At 69.2% G+C, this 14493-nt stretch carries 13 protein-coding genes, 1 rRNA gene and 1 riboswitch; of the genes, 12 read left to right on the top strand and 2 right to left on the bottom strand.

Annotated elements, in window-relative coordinates:
• The 11 genes from rrf to ABT057_RS40835 form a co-directional block, all read left to right on the top strand.
• A 5S ribosomal RNA gene (gene rrf / locus ABT057_RS40885) occupies nucleotides 1-95 on the top strand; the annotation flags it as partial.
• Nucleotides 96-204: 109 nt separating this feature from the next.
• Entirely contained in the window at nucleotides 205-813 is a 609-nt protein-coding gene (clsA, locus tag ABT057_RS40880; RefSeq protein ID WP_352349013.1) for a cardiolipin synthase ClsA, read from the top strand.
• Nucleotides 814-924: 111 nt separating this feature from the next.
• Nucleotides 925-3420 (top strand): sugar phosphate nucleotidyltransferase, encoded by a 2496-nt coding sequence (locus tag ABT057_RS40875; protein ID WP_352349012.1) that lies wholly within the window; start codon nucleotides 925-927, stop codon nucleotides 3418-3420.
• A gap of 108 nt (nucleotides 3421-3528) precedes the next feature.
• Nucleotides 3529-4425, top strand: coding sequence for a DUF881 domain-containing protein (locus tag ABT057_RS40870; RefSeq protein ID WP_352349011.1), 897 nt, complete (start codon nucleotides 3529-3531; stop codon nucleotides 4423-4425).
• Complete coding sequence (locus ABT057_RS40865) at nucleotides 4422-4754, top strand: small basic family protein (protein WP_030798533.1); 333 nt, start codon at nucleotides 4422-4424, stop codon at nucleotides 4752-4754. The genes ABT057_RS40870 and ABT057_RS40865 overlap by 4 nt, the downstream gene beginning before the upstream one ends.
• 5 nt (nucleotides 4755-4759) lie before the next feature.
• Complete coding sequence (locus ABT057_RS40860) at nucleotides 4760-5593, top strand: DUF881 domain-containing protein (RefSeq protein WP_352349010.1); 834 nt, start codon at nucleotides 4760-4762, stop codon at nucleotides 5591-5593.
• Between the two features lie 82 nt (nucleotides 5594-5675).
• The gene (locus ABT057_RS40855; RefSeq protein ID WP_352349020.1) at nucleotides 5676-6560 is read left to right on the top strand and encodes a zinc-ribbon and FHA domain-containing protein; all 885 of its coding nucleotides are present in this window, start codon (nucleotides 5676-5678) and stop codon (nucleotides 6558-6560) included.
• A 42-nt stretch (nucleotides 6561-6602) separates the two neighbouring features.
• The gene (gene ftsR, locus ABT057_RS40850; protein ID WP_352349009.1) at nucleotides 6603-7340 is read left to right on the top strand and encodes a transcriptional regulator FtsR; all 738 of its coding nucleotides are present in this window, start codon (nucleotides 6603-6605) and stop codon (nucleotides 7338-7340) included.
• An 84-nt stretch (nucleotides 7341-7424) separates the two neighbouring features.
• Nucleotides 7425-7898 (top strand): bifunctional nuclease family protein, encoded by a 474-nt coding sequence (locus ABT057_RS40845; protein ID WP_004934251.1) that lies wholly within the window; start codon nucleotides 7425-7427, stop codon nucleotides 7896-7898.
• Between the two features lie 249 nt (nucleotides 7899-8147).
• Nucleotides 8148-8792: a MerR family transcriptional regulator gene (locus tag ABT057_RS40840; protein WP_352349008.1), complete on the top strand. Its 645-nt coding sequence runs from the start codon at nucleotides 8148-8150 to the stop codon at nucleotides 8790-8792.
• A 79-nt stretch (nucleotides 8793-8871) separates the two neighbouring features.
• The gene (locus ABT057_RS40835) at nucleotides 8872-10290 is read left to right on the top strand and encodes a DNA polymerase IV (RefSeq protein WP_352349007.1); all 1419 of its coding nucleotides are present in this window, start codon (nucleotides 8872-8874) and stop codon (nucleotides 10288-10290) included.
• Between the two features lie 72 nt (nucleotides 10291-10362).
• Here the strand turns inward: ABT057_RS40835 and ABT057_RS40830 are convergent, their stop codons facing one another.
• Complete coding sequence (locus tag ABT057_RS40830; RefSeq protein WP_352349006.1) at nucleotides 10363-10734, bottom strand: PRC-barrel domain-containing protein; 372 nt, start codon at nucleotides 10732-10734, stop codon at nucleotides 10363-10365.
• Nucleotides 10735-10845: 111 nt separating this feature from the next.
• Nucleotides 10846-10942, top strand: a riboswitch (glycine riboswitch).
• A 185-nt stretch (nucleotides 10943-11127) separates the two neighbouring features.
• On the opposite strand from ABT057_RS40830, the gene gcvP reads away from it, so the two are divergent.
• The gene (gene gcvP / locus ABT057_RS40825; protein ID WP_352349005.1) at nucleotides 11128-14013 is read left to right on the top strand and encodes an aminomethyl-transferring glycine dehydrogenase; all 2886 of its coding nucleotides are present in this window, start codon (nucleotides 11128-11130) and stop codon (nucleotides 14011-14013) included.
• 49 nt (nucleotides 14014-14062) lie between these two features.
• Here the strand turns inward: gcvP and ABT057_RS40820 are convergent, their stop codons facing one another.
• Nucleotides 14063-14482, bottom strand: a complete 420-nt coding sequence (locus tag ABT057_RS40820) for a TOBE domain-containing protein (protein WP_352349004.1) — start codon at nucleotides 14480-14482, stop codon at nucleotides 14063-14065.
• Between the last annotated feature and the right edge of the window lie 11 nt (nucleotides 14483-14493).

Genomic DNA, 14493 nt, shown 5'->3' with positions numbered 1-14493 from the left:
AAACGCCCGGTTACATTCCGAACCCGGAAGCTAAGCCTTACAGCGCCGATGGTACTGCAGGGGGGACCCTGTGGGAGAGTAGGACACCGCCGAACTCCCTTTAGAGCTCTGGCTCTTGGGCACACAGCCCAGGAGCCAGAGCTTTTTTGCGTTGAGGTAGGGTCAGGGAGCATCGTTGGCTCGTTTTCAACTGGAGGCCCCCGGGTGGAGGTCCAGGAGACCCGTGTTCAGACCGACCGGGTCCTCACCATCCCCAACATCCTCAGCATGGCGCGTCTCGCCGGCGTGCCCCTCTTCCTGTGGCTGATCCTCAGGCCCGAGTTCGGAGGACCGCAAAGCGACGGCTGGGCGCTCCTGGTGCTGGCTCTGAGCGGCATCAGCGACTACCTGGACGGCAAGCTCGCGCGGCGTTGGAACCAGATCAGCAGCCTCGGCAGGCTCCTGGACCCCGCCGCGGACCGCCTCTACATTCTCTCGACTTTGGTCGGCCTCACCTGGCGGGAGATTCTGCCCCTCTGGTTGACTGCTGTACTTCTTGCCCGAGAACTGGTTCTGCTGGTGATGGTGGGCATCCTCCGACGGCACGGTTATCCGCCGCCGCAGGTGAACTACCTGGGTAAGGCGGCGACCTTCAACCTGATGTACGCCTTCCCGCTGCTCCTGCTCAGTGACGGAAGTGGATGGCTTGCGTCACTCGCTGCTATTTTCGGATGGGCGTTCGCAGGATGGGGTACAACGCTCTACTGGTGGGCAGGAGTCCTCTACGTGGTACAGGTCCGCCGCCTCGTTCGTGCGGACGCCATGGCCGACTGAGCCCGCCGATTGGCAGTGGCAGTGGCTCAATGGCCCGCGAAGGAAAAGTGCGGGACAATCTGGTGGGTGAAGTCGGCTAGACCGTCGTCTCTCTAGGAGGACGCTTCCGACATGAAGGCCGTCGTGATGGCCGGAGGCGAAGGCACACGCCTTCGCCCCATGACCTCAAGCATGCCCAAGCCGCTCCTGCCGGTCGTCAACCGGCCGATCATGGAGCACGTACTGAGGCTGCTCAAAAGGCATGGGCTCAATGAGACCGTCGTCACCGTCCAGTTCCTGGCCTCGCTGGTCAAGAACTACTTCGGGGACGGTGAAGAGCTCGGCATGGAGCTCAGCTATGCCAACGAGGAGAAGCCACTCGGTACCGCAGGAAGCGTCAAGAACGCCGAGGAGGCGCTGAAGGACGATGCTTTCCTGGTCATCTCCGGCGATGCCCTCACGGACTTCGACCTCACCGAGCTGATCAGCTTCCACAAGGAAAAGGGTGCGCTCGTCACCGTCTGTCTGACGCGTGTGCCCAATCCGCTGGAATTCGGCATCACCATCGTCGACGAAGAGGGCAAGGTCGAGCGTTTCCTCGAGAAACCGACCTGGGGCCAGGTCTTCTCGGACACCGTGAACACAGGCATTTACGTCATGGAGCCCGAGGTCTTCGACTATGTCGAGGCCGATGTTCCCGTCGACTGGTCCGGTGATGTCTTCCCGCAGCTCATGAAGGAGGGGAAGCCGGTCTACGGCTTCATCGCCGAGGGCTACTGGGAGGACGTCGGCACGCATGAGAGCTATGTGAAGGCCCAGGCCGACGTGCTCGAGGGCAAGGTCGACGTCGAGATCGACGGGTTCGAGATCTCGCCGGGTGTGTGGGTGGCCGAGGGCGCCGAGGTGCACGCCGACGCCGTTCTGCGTGGGCCCCTCTACATCGGGGACTACGCGAAGGTCGAGGCCGGAGCCGAAATCCGGGAACATTCCGTCATCGGTTCCAATGTCGTCGTGAAGAGCGGGGCGTTCCTGCACAAGGCCGTCGTGCACGACAACGTGTACGTGGGGCAGCACAGCAATCTGCGGGGCTGTGTCGTCGGGAAGAACACCGACATCATGCGGGCCGCCCGGATCGAGGACGGCGCCGTCATCGGCGACGAATGCCTGATCGGTGAAGAATCGATCGTGCAGGGCAACGTGCGGGTCTACCCGTTCAAGACCATCGAGGCCGGCGCGTTCGTCAACACGTCGGTGATCTGGGAGTCCCGAGGACAGGCGCATCTCTTCGGCGCCCGCGGGGTCTCCGGGATCCTGAATGTCGAGATCACGCCAGAGCTGGCGGTCCGGCTGGCGGGCGCCTACGCGACGACCCTCAAGAAGGGCTCGACGGTCACGACGGCCCGTGACCACTCCCGTGGCGCCCGGGCGCTGAAGCGGGCGGTCATCTCCGCTCTGCAGGCCAGCGCCATCGACGTACGCGACCTGGAGAACGTACCGCTGCCCGTGGCTCGGCAGCAGACGGCGCGGGGGAGCGCCGGCGGAATCATGATCCGGACCTCGCCCGGGGTACCCGACTCCGTGGACATCATGTTCTTCGACGGGCAGGGTGCCGACCTGTCGCAGGGCAGCCAGCGCAAGCTGGACCGGGTCTTCGCCCGGCAGGAGTACCGCCGGGCGTTCCCGGGAGAGATCGGGGACCTGTATTTTCCGGCCAGCGTCTTCGACTCGTACACGGGGTCGCTGCTGCGGAACGTCGACACGTCCGGGATCGCGGAGTCCGGGCTGAAGGTCGTGGTCGATGCCTCGAACGGCAGTGCGGGGTTGGTGCTGCCGAGTCTGCTCGGAAAGCTCGGGGTGGACTCGCTGACCATCAATCCCGGTCTCAACGAGTCCCGGCCGACGGAGACGGGTGACCAGCGGCGCTCCGGGCTCGTACGGCTGGGGGAGATCGTGGCCTCGTCGCGGGCGGCGTTCGGAGTGCGGTTCGACCCGGTGGGTGAACGGCTGTCCCTGGTGGACGAGAAGGGCCGGATCATCGAGGACGACCGGGCACTGCTCGTGCTGCTCGACCTGGTGGCCGCGGAGCGGCGCAGCGGGCGGGTGGCGCTGCCGGTGACCACGACACGGATCGCCGAGCAGGTGGGGGCCTACCACGGCACGCAGGTCGAGTGGACGACGACCTCGCCCGACGACCTGACGAGAGTCGGGCGGGACGAGTCGACGATCTTCGGCGGGGACGGCAAGGGCGGATTCATCGTCCCCGAGTTCAGCAGTGTCTTCGACGGCACGGCGGCCTTCGTCCGGCTGATCGGGCTGGTGGCCCGGACACAGCTCACGCTCAGCCAGATCGACGCGCGGATCCCGCGGGCGCACGTCCTCAAGCGTGACCTGGCGACCCCGTGGGCCGTCAAGGGGCTGGTGATGCGGCGAGTCGTCGAGGAGGCCGGAGACCGCTTCGTGGACACCACGGACGGGGTACGGGTGGTCGAGACGGACGGGCGCTGGGTGATGGTGCTGCCCGACCCGGCCGAGGCCGTCACCCATCTGTGGGCGGAGGGGCCCGACGACGCCTCCGCGCAGGCCCTGCTGGACGAGTGGTCGGCGGTCGTGGACAGCGCCGGCCGCTGATTCGGCGCCTACGCGCGCGTGCCGGACAGGCGTCCTCTCCGGGGGCCTGTCCGGCACACCGGTGGGGCCATTCGGAGGTAGTGGCCGCGACATGCGACGATGTGCGGCATGCCGCAGCAGCCCCCCGTTCGGAGCACACCCGCGCGCGCGTCGCGCCCGGACGCGTCCATGTCGCTGCTCACCAACGTCATGGACCACAGCCTCGACGAAGGCTATGCCGAGGCCGCCGCCCGGAAGCGGGCGGACGGCAGCGGTGGCCTGCCGAAGACGGTGCGGGCGAAGCTCGGTCTGGCGGCGGGGCTGGTACTCGCGGCCCTCGTCGTGACGGTGGGGGCGGCGCAGGCCCGGGTGGCGGCCCCCGTCGTGGCCAAGGAGCGGGAAGAGCTGATCGACCGCGTCGACCGTGAGACCGAGGCGGCGGACAAGCTGCAGAGCTCCGTGGACGAGCTGCGCGACGACGTGAGCGCGCGGCAGCGGGAGGCCCTCGAGCAGAGCGGGGGCGGTGGGGGGACCGACCTGGTGGGCATCCTGTCGGGCGCCGTCGCGGTGCACGGACCCGGCGTGAAGCTGGTCGTGAACGACGCCAAGGAAGCCACCACGGGTGGTGACGGCAACCCCCGTGAGACCTCGGGGTTCTCCGACACCGGCCGGATCCGCGACCGTGACATGCAGCGCGTCGTCAACGGGCTGTGGGAGTCCGGCGCCGAGGCGATCTCGATCAACGGGCAGCGGCTGACGTCGCTCTCGGCGATCAGGGCCGCGGGTGACGCGATACTGGTGGACAACAAGCCGTTGGTGCCGCCGTACACGGTGCTCGCGGTGGGGGACGGGAAAAACCTCAGCAGCCGGTTCCAGAACAGCGCGGACGGGGTCTACCTGAGTGTCCTGCAGGACAACTACGACATCCGGACGGCGATCTCCGTGCAGAAGGACGTCCGGTTGCCGGCCGCACCGAGTGTGATCGTACGTACAGCACAGCCGAGAACTGAGAAGGACGCATCGTGATCGCCGTATTGGGCCTCGTCGTGGGAGTCGTGGCGGGCCTGCTGGTCCAGCCCGAGATCCCGGCGGCAGTAGTGCCGTACCTGCCGATCGCCGTGGTGGCGGCTCTGGACGCCGTGTTCGGCGGCCTGAGGGCCATGCTCGACGGGATCTTCGACGACAAGGTCTTCGTGGTGTCGTTCCTGTCCAACGTGGTCGTGGCCGCGTTGATCGTCTTCCTCGGCGACGAGTTGGGTGTGGGGTCGCAGCTGTCGACCGGTGTCGTGGTCGTGCTCGGTATCCGGATCTTCTCCAACGCGGCCGCGATCCGCCGGCACGTCTTCCGGGCGTGAGACCGATGGGTGACAAGGACGAGTCGTCGGAGAACAGGCTGCGCAAGGAGCTGCCGGAGGAGGTCCGGGCGGTGCCCTCCGAGGAGGGGGAGTCCCAGGCGCCGGCCGAGCCCGCGCTGACCGGCCGGCAGCGGCTGGTGAACGGGCTGTGGCCGCCGCGGGTGACCCGGGCCCAACTGATCGTCGCGCTGCTGCTGTTCGGGCTGGGCTTCGGCCTGGCCGTCCAGGTCGCGTCCAACAGCGACAGCGGGAACGCGTTGCGGGGGGCGCGCCAGGAGGATCTTGTGCGCATTCTCGATGAACTGGACGACCGCAGTCAGCGTCTTGAGGACGAGAAGCAAGGGCTCGAGAAGCAGCGGGAGGAGCTGGAGAACAGCTCCGACCAGGCCGAGGAGGCCCGGAAGCAGACAGTGGAGAAGGAGCGGCAACTGGGCATTCTCGCGGGCACGGTGGCCGCGCAGGGGCCCGGTATCACCATGACCATCGAGGACACGAAGAAGACGGTCGAGGCGGACATGCTGCTCGACGCGATCCAGGAGCTGCGCGCCGCGGGCGCGGAGGCGATCCAGGTCAACGGTGTGCGTGTGGTCGCCGGCACCTACCTCTCGGATTCCGGCGACAGCGTGAGCGTCGACGGGAACAAGATCAACGCGCCGTTTCGTTTCAAGGTCATCGGCAATCCGCAGGACCTCGAACCGGCCCTGAACATCCCTGGAGGCGTGGTGCAGACTCTCGAGAAGGAGCAGACCACGGTGACCGTCGAGCGGTCGGGCAAGATCGTCGTGGACGCCTTGCGGGCGGCGAAGCAGCCTGACTACGCTCGGTCGTCCTCGCAGTGAACCGGGGGTGCATGGGGGTCGTCCGGCAGGGGCATGAGGTTGCGGGGGGTCGGCGCACCGATCGGGTGGTGCGTGGTGGAAACTGTCTGGTGGATACGGACGTTGTGAAGATGTCCGGGTCGGCCGGTGTATTCAGTCAGGGTTCGTCCTGCCCCACGGGCGGGTCTGTTTCGGTCAAGGGGAATCGCCCGTGAAGTTGTTTGCGAAGTTGTTCGGCAAGAGCGCGCGAGAGGGCAGCGACAACGCGACTGCCCGTCATCGCGCACAGCCCGACGAGGAAGGCCAGCGGCCGCTGTTCCGGGACCAGGTGGGTGGTCCGGGCGGCGACATTCCCGGAGGTCAGGGTGCGGCGTCTGTTGACCCCGCCCAGTCCGGCGGCATAGGTTTCGGCCAACCGTCAACCTCAAGTACGGGTGGAGGGTTTTCTCCCATGTCGGCCCTGGTGTGTACGAGGTGCGGTAACCGCAACGCGGAGAACAGCCGCTTCTGCTCCAACTGTGGCGCGCCGCTGCGTCCCGGTCTGACGCCCGAGCGTGCGTCGGAGACGACCTCCACCATCTCGATCTCCGGTCTCGAGGCCTACGACTCCGAGGTCACCGGTCAGACCCAGCTGCCGGCGCTCTCTCCGGAGGCGCAGGCCGCGGTGGACGCGCTGCCGCTGGGCTCCGCGCTGCTGGTGGTGCGACGCGGTCCGAACTCGGGCAGCCGCTTCCTGCTGGACAGCGATCTGACCACGGCCGGACGGCACCCGCAGAGCGACATCTTCCTGGACGACGTGACGGTCTCGCGTCGGCACGTGGAGTTCCGGCGCAATCCGGACGGCACGTTCAAGGTCGCGGACGTCGGCAGTCTGAACGGCACGTACGTCAACCGTGAGCGGATCGACGAGGTCGCTCTGGCGAACGGTGACGAGGTGCAGATCGGCAAGTACCGGCTGGTCTTCTACGCGAGCCAGCGGGGCTACTGACCCTCCCCCGGATTCCATCCGGGGGGAACCCAGGGAAGGTCCATGCTTCAAACACCGAGGGGCGGTGCCGGGCACGGCACCGCCGCCGCGGACGGTGGTCTGATGAGCATCGGCACCGTGCTGAACGCGCTGCGCGACGAGTTTCCCGAGGTCACCATCTCCAAGATCCGCTTCCTTGAGGCGGAGGGGCTGATCGAGCCACAGCGCACCCCGTCGGGGTACCGCAAGTTCAGCGCGCAGGACGTCGAGCGCCTGGGGCACGTGCTGAGGATGCAGCGGGACCACTATCTGCCGCTCAAGGTGATCCGGGAGCATCTGGACGCCATGGAGCGCGGTGAGGCCGTCCCGTTGCCGACCGTGGGCCGGCAGCGGGACGGGGAGGTCGTCCTGGAGCCTTCCGAGGGGCACACCGTGGCCCGGATCGGGCGGGCCGAGCTGCTCGCGGCCGCCGGGATCGACGAACCCGAGCTGGCGGAGTGGGAGTCCTACGGGCTGCTCACGCCGTTGGCGGACGGGGTCTACGACGCCGAGGCGGCCACCGTGGCCTCGCTCGTGGCCGAGCTGGGGCGGTTCGGGATCGAGCCCCGGCATCTGCGGGTGATGAAGGCCGCGGCCGACCGTGAGGCCGGTCTTGTGGACCAGGTGGTCGCGCCGCTCAGGCGTCACCGCAACCCGCAGACCAGGGCCCACGCCGAGGCCCGTGCGAAGGAGCTCGCGGGGCTCACGGTCCGGCTGCATGCGGCGCTGGTGCAGACCGCGCTGGGCGTTCGGTTGCCCTGAGCCACCGGTTTCGCCCTGGGCGGATCGGTCACCCGTTCCCGGCCCGACTACCCAAACGTCCCGGGCACGGCCTAGGGTTGCTGTGTGAACGAGCTCGATGTCGTAGGTGTCCGGGTCGAGATGCCCTCCAACCAACCGATCGTGCTGCTGCGTGAAGTGGGAGGCGACCGTTACCTCCCCATCTGGATCGGACCGGGGGAGGCGACGGCGATCGCCTTCGCCCAGCAGGGCATGGCCCCCGCACGGCCGCTGACCCACGACCTGTTCAAGGACGTGCTGGAAGCCGTCGGCCAGGAGCTCACCGAAGTGCGCATCACGGATCTCCGCGAGGGTGTCTTCTACGCGGAGCTGGTCTTCGCCAGCGGCGTGGAGGTGAGCGCACGGCCGTCCGACGCCATAGCGCTGGCTCTGCGCACCGGGACGCCGATCTACGGCAGCGACACCGTGCTGGACGACGCGGGCATCGCCATTCCGGACGAGCAGGAGGACGAGGTGGAGAAGTTCCGTGAGTTCCTCGACCAGATCTCGCCCGAGGACTTCGGCACCAGCAACCAGTAGCCGCCGTCTCCCGCCGGACGCCGGGCTCGCCGACGACTCCGGCCGACGCCCTGGTCAGGGCAATTGCCAGCGGCGAGTGAGAGCGTCCTACGGCCTCTTCTCAGGGCATTCGGCTAGCCTTTCCCCGCGGCGGGGTGCGGGAAACCACTCTTAGGGTGATTATCACTCGGCGTGGCGAGTGTGGCGATCGTTGACGCACCCCTGGTGACTGCCTACCGTCGATAAGGCAGGTCAAGGACGGAGGTCGGCGTGAGAAGCAGCGGCGACGGTACGGCTGGGGGTGCCCCCGGACTCGGTGTCGGGGGGAGTGGTCCGTATCCGCTTTACGGCAGCGCGGCCGATCACGCTCCGCAGCGACCGGCGGCCGTGCCGAGCAGCGGAGGGGCGACGTCCATGGCGTCCGAGCAGATCGGCTACCGCGGCCCGACGGCCTGTGCGGCCGCCGGCATCACCTACCGGCAACTCGACTACTGGGCACGCACGGGTCTCGTCGAGCCGAGCGTGCGGGCCGCGTACGGGTCCGGTACGCAGCGTCTGTACAGCTTCCGGGACGTCGTCGTCCTGAAGGTCGTCAAGCGGTTCCTCGACACCGGGGTGTCGCTGCAGAACATCCGCACCGCGGTCCAGCATCTGCGCGAGCGCGGCTTCCGTGACCTGGAGCGCATGACGCTGATGAGCGACGGCGCAACGGTGTACGAGTGCACCTCGCCGGACGAGGTCCACGCGCTGCTCCAGGGCGGTCAGGGCATTTTCGGGATCGCCGTGGGCGTGGTGTGGCGGGACGTGGAGAGCGCCCTGTCGCAGTTGCACGGCGAGCGGGTCGACACCGGTGAGACGCTCGTCGGTCACAACCCGGCGGACGAGTTGGCCCGGCGGCGCAACCGGGCGGTCTGACGCCCTGAGGGCTGCCCTGGGCGGCCGCGCGGTGCTCGTCACGGGGTCATTGTCAGTGGCGTGGTGCAGCATCGGAGATGTGAGAAACGCGTCCACGATCCTGCATCTCGACATGGATGCCTTCTACGCCCAGGCGGAGCAGGCGTCCAAGCCGAGTCTGCGCGGGAAAGCCGTGATCGTGGGGGGTCTCGGGCCGCGCGGGGTGGTGGCGACCGCCTCCTACGAGGCGCGGGTTTTCGGGGTGCACTCGGCGATGCCCATGGCCCAGGCGCGCCGGCTGGCGCCGAACGCGGCCTACCTCGTGCCGCGCTTCACGTTCTACCGGACCATCAGCGACCAGGTGATGGGGCTGCTGCGGGCGTTGTCCCCGTTGGTGGAGCCGCTGAGCCTCGACGAGGCGTTCGTGGACCTGGAGGCGGGTGGAGCGGCCTGGGACGGCGAGTCGGCGCGGCTGGCGGGGGTGCGGCTGCGGGCGGACATCCGGGCCGTGACGGGGCTCACCGGGTCGGTCGGGCTCGCCGCCTCGAAGATGCTCGCGAAGATCGCCTCGGAGCAGGCCAAGCCGGACGGCCTGGTCCTCATCGCACCGGGGACCGAGCGGGCCCTCCTCGGCCCGATGTCGGTGCGGACGCTGCCCGGGGTCGGTCCGGCCACCGGCGACCATCTGCGGCGCGCCGGGATCACCACGGTCGACGAGCTCGCCGAGGCGGGTGAGGACGAGCTGGTGCGCCTGGTCGGCAAGGCGCACGGTCACGGGCTGTACGCCATGGCGCTGGCCCGCGACGACCGGCCCGTGGTGGCGGAGCGGGAGGCCAAGTCGGTGTCGGTCGAGGACACCTACGACGTGGACATCCATGACCGGGTCCGGGTGGAGCTGGAGGTGCAGCGGCTGGCGGAGCGGTGTGTGCGCAGGCTGCGCGGGTCCGGGCTGTCGGGGCGGACCATCGTGCTGAAGGTGCGGCGGTACGACTTCTCCACGCTCACCCGGTCCGAGACCCTGCGCGGGCCCACGGACGATCCGGCGGTGGTGCGCGAGGCGGCCCGGCGGCTGCTGGACTCCGTGGACACGACCGGCGGGGTACGGCTGCTGGGGGTCGGCGTCAGCGGTCTGGCCGACTTCACTCAGGAGGATCTGTTCGCGCAGGCGGCCGAGCGGGGGGCGCCGGGGGAGCAAGAGGACATCGGTGAGGAGGAGCCTCCGCAGGAGCGCACCGGGGAGGAGGCGGCCCCGGCGGAGCACCACTGGCGTCCCGGGCACGACGTCCGGCACTCCGAGCTGGGGCACGGATGGGTGCAGGGCAGCGGACTGGGCCGGGTCACCGTCCGCTTCGAGACGCCGGACTCGCCGCCGGGGCGGGTGCGGACGTTCCGGATCGGCGATCCACAGCTGACGCCGGCGGACCCGTTGCCGCTGGTCCGACGAAGACCGGGGGAGGACGGCGGCGCGGGGGACCCGTCCGGCGCAGTTCCGGTGGTGGAACACGGGAACACGCGGTGAGCTTGGTTCGTCACAGAGAGTGAGAGGAGAGCGGAGGGAGGGGGGAGGGGAGGTGGCTCCGAAGGGGGAGGGTCAGCTCTCGTCGGTGCCGGCCAGCCTGCCGAAGTCGTGGTCCGGGAAAGGAGGAGCAGCGGAGACGTCGAGGCCGTAGTGGTGGTAGAGCTGGAGTTCCTGCTCCGGGGAGAGATGGCGGCCCACGCCGAAGTCGGGGGCGTCCTTGATCAGGGACCGGTCGAAGGGGACGTGGAGGGTGCCGTCGACCAGCTTGCTCGGCTCCAGCGGGACGAAGGCGTCCCGGGAGAACAGACCGGTGCGTATGGCCGCCCACTCGGGCACGCCGGTCGCGTCGTCGAGGTAGACCTCGTCGACGGTGCCGATCTTGGTGCCGTTGCGGTCGAACGCCTTGCGGCCGATCAGGTTGCGCGGATCGATGTCGGTCTGCACGTGCCCTCCACTTGGTCGCAACTCATCCGTAAGCACTACAAAAGAGCACATTGGCACGAGCGGCCACTCGAGAGGCGTCGTTGACCTCGCTGATAGTCTGACTACGGCTGCTGACCCCGTGCGGGAGAGTCCTCCGAAAGATCGTCGGAGGCGCCGAAGGAGCAAATCCTCCCCGGAATCTCTCAGGCCCACGTACCGCGCGGACGAGGTCACTCTGGAAAGCAGGGCGGATGTCGACGGCGTCGACGGCCTTCGTCCTCACCGACGGTGAAAACCGGCTGCCCGGGTGGCGGCCGGTGAAGCTCTCAGGTTGAGATGACAGAGGGGGAGGCCGTCGGGGTACCCGCGTCGTGGTGCCCTTCGAAGGTCGTGTCGGACCAGGAGGCCTCAGAAATGACCGCCGATCGCATTCCGCTCTCCGAACTCGAACAGGGAATCCCCTTCGAGCAGCGTCATATCGGGCCCGATCAGGAGGCGCGGGCCAAGATGCTCGCGCAGGTCGGGTACGGCTCGCTCGACGAGCTCACCGCCGCCGCGGTACCGGACGTGATCAAGAACGCCGACGCGCTGGACCTGCCCGGCGCGCGGACCGAGGCAGAGGTGCTGGCCGAGCTGCGGTCGCTGGCCGACCGCAACCAGGTCCTCGACTCCATGATCGGACTCGGCTACTACGGCACCTTCACGCCGCCGGTGATCCTGCGCAACGTCATGGAGAACCCCGCCTGGTACACGGCCTACACGCCCTACCAGCCGGAGATCTCGCAGGGCCGCCTCGAGGCGCTGCTGAACTTCCAGACCATGGTCGCCGACCTGACAGGGCTGCCGACCTCCGGTGCCTCACTGCTCGACGAGGGCACGGCCGCCGCCGAGGCGATGGCGCTGTCCCGGCGGATGGGGAAGAACAAGAAGGGCCTGTTCCTGATCGACGCGGACGTCATGCCGCAGACGATCGCCGTGATCGAGACCCGCGCCGAGCCGACGGGCGTGGAGGTCGTGGTCGCCGACCTCGCCGACGGCATCCCCGCCGAGCTCGCCGAGCGTGACATCAACGGCGTGCTGCTGCAGTACCCGGGCGCCTCCGGGGCCGTACGCGACATCAAGGGTGTCATCGAGCAGGCGCACGGGCTCGGTGCGCTCGTCACCGTCGCCGCCGACCTGCTCGCGCTGACACTGCTGAAGTCGCCCGGTGAGCTGGGCGCGGACATCGCGGTCGGGACCACGCAGCGGTTCGGTGTGCCCATGGGCTTCGGCGGTCCGCACGCCGGCTACATGGCCGTCCACGAGAAGTTCGCGCGGAGCCTGCCCGGGCGGCTGGTGGGCGTGTCCGTGGACGCGGACGGGCACAAGGCCTACCGGCTCGCGCTGCAGACGCGGGAGCAGCACATCCGGCGGGAGAAGGCCACCAGCAACATCTGCACCGCGCAGGTGCTGCTCGCGGTCATGGCCGGAATGTACGCCGTCTACCACGGACCCGACGGACTGCGGGCGATCGCCCGGCGGACGCACCGGTACGCCTCGATCCTGGCCGCCGGGCTCACCGCCGGTGGGGTGGAGATCGTGCACGGCGCCTACTTCGACACGCTGACCGCGCGGGTGCCGGGGAAGGCCGGCGAGGTCGTCGCCGCCGCGCGGCAGCGCGGGGTCAACCTGCGCCTCGTCGACGCCGACCAGGTGTCCGTCGCGTGCGACGAGACCACCGCGCGGGCCCAGGTGACCGCCGTATGGGCCGCCTTCGGGGTGGACGGCGACATCGAGGCGCTCGACGCCGCCACCGAGGAGGCCCTGCCCGCCGGACTGCAGCGGTCCGACGCGATCCTCACCCACCCCGTGTTCCACCTTCACCGCTCCGAGACGGCGATGCTGCGCTACCTGCGCCGGCTCGCCGACCGGGACTACGCGCTCGACCGCGGCATGATCCCGCTGGGCTCCTGCACCATGAAGCTCAACGCGACCACCGAGATGGAGCCGGTCACCTGGCCCGAGTTCGGGCAGCTGCACCCCTTCGCGCCCGCCGAGCAGGCCGAGGGATACCTCACGCTCATCCGTGAGCTGGAGGAGCGACTCGCCGAGGTCACCGGGTACGACAAGGTGTCGCTCCAGCCGAACGCCGGTTCGCAGGGCGAGCTGGCCGGGCTGCTCGCCGTACGCGGATACCACCGGGCGCAGGGGGACGAGCAGCGGACCGTATGTCTGATCCCGTCCTCCGCGCACGGGACGAACGCCGCGAGTGCCGTGATGGCCGGCATGAAGGTCGTCGTCGTGAAGACCGCCGACGACGGCGAGATCGACGTCGAGGACCTGCGGGCGAAGATCGAGCAGTACCGGGACGAGCTCGCGGTCCTGATGATCACGTACCCGTCGACGCACGGCGTGTTCGAGGAGCACGTCGCGGACATCTGCGCGCAGGTCCACGAGGCGGGCGGACAGGTGTACGTCGACGGCGCCAACCTCAACGCACTGGTCGGGCTGGCCGGCCCCGGGCACTTCGGCGGTGACGTCTCGCACCTGAACCTGCACAAGACGTTCTGCATCCCGCACGGCGGCGGCGGTCCGGGTGTGGGGCCGGTGGCCGTGCGCTCGCACCTGGCGCCGTATCTGCCGAACCATCCGCTGCAGCCCGCCGCCGGGCCCGAGACGGGTGTCGGGCCGGTCTCGGCCGCGCCCTGGGGTTCCGCGGGGATACTGCCGATCTCCTGGGCGTATGTGCGGCTCATGGGCGGGGAGGGGCTCAAGCGGGCCACGCAGGTGGCGGTGCTCAGCGCCAACTATGTCGCCAAGCGGCTCGAACCCCACTACCCGGTGCTCTACACCGGCCCCGGCGGGCTGGTGGCGCACGAGTGCATCATCGACCTGCGGCCGCTGACCAAGGCCACCGGGGTGAGCGTCGACGACGTGGCCAAGCGGCTGATCGACTACGGTTTCCACGCGCCGACGATGTCGTTCCCGGTGGCCGGGACGCTGATGATCGAGCCGACCGAATCCGAGGACATCCTCGAGCTGGACCGGTTCTGCGAGGCGATGATCGCGATCCGTGCGGAGATCGAGAAGGTCGGCTCGGGCGGGTGGCCGGCCGAGGACAACCCGCTGCGGCACGCCCCGCACACCGCTGCCGCGCTCGGCGGGGAGTGGGAGCACGCGTACACGCGGGAAGAGGCCGTCTTCCCGGCCGGCGTGTCCGCCGCGGACAAGTACTGGCCGCCGGTGCGCCGTATCGACCAGGCCTTCGGCGACCGGAACCTGGTCTGCTCGTGCCCGCCGCTGGACGCGTACGAGGACTGAGCGAGCACGCGCGAGGGCCCTGTCCGCCGCGGACGGGGCCCTCGCGCGTTCACGCGGTGGCCAGGGACACCTCGGTCGCCTTGATCAGCGCGACGACGTCGGAGCCGACGAAGAGGCCGAGGTCGGTGGCCGCCTCCTTGGTGATCACGGCGGTGAGTTCGCCGCCGTCGAGGGAGACCTTCGCCGAGGCCATGACCCCGCCGATCGTGAGGCCGGTGAGCGCGCCCGGGAGCTGGTTGCGGATCGAGAGACCGTCGACGCGGCCGGTGGCGAGGGAGACTTCCGTCGACTTCACCAGGGCGCGGACGGCGGATCCCTCGGCGAGGGAGAGGTCGTCCGCGGCCTCCAGGGTGATGGCCGCCGTGAGGTGCTGGCCGCCGTCCAGACGGATCTCGACGGTGGCCATGACCTCGCCGGGGTGAACGGCGGTGACGGTGCCGGGGAGCTGGTTGCGGATGCTCAGGGTCATGGGCACCTACG

Origin of the sequence: Streptomyces sp. NPDC002588 (genome assembly GCF_040295925.1) — a bacterium.
In the GTDB taxonomy this organism is placed as follows: Bacteria; Actinomycetota; Actinomycetes; order Streptomycetales; family Streptomycetaceae; genus Streptomyces.
Note: the sequence above shows the minus strand (reverse complement) of the source record. Positions and strands in the feature narration are given on the sequence as shown.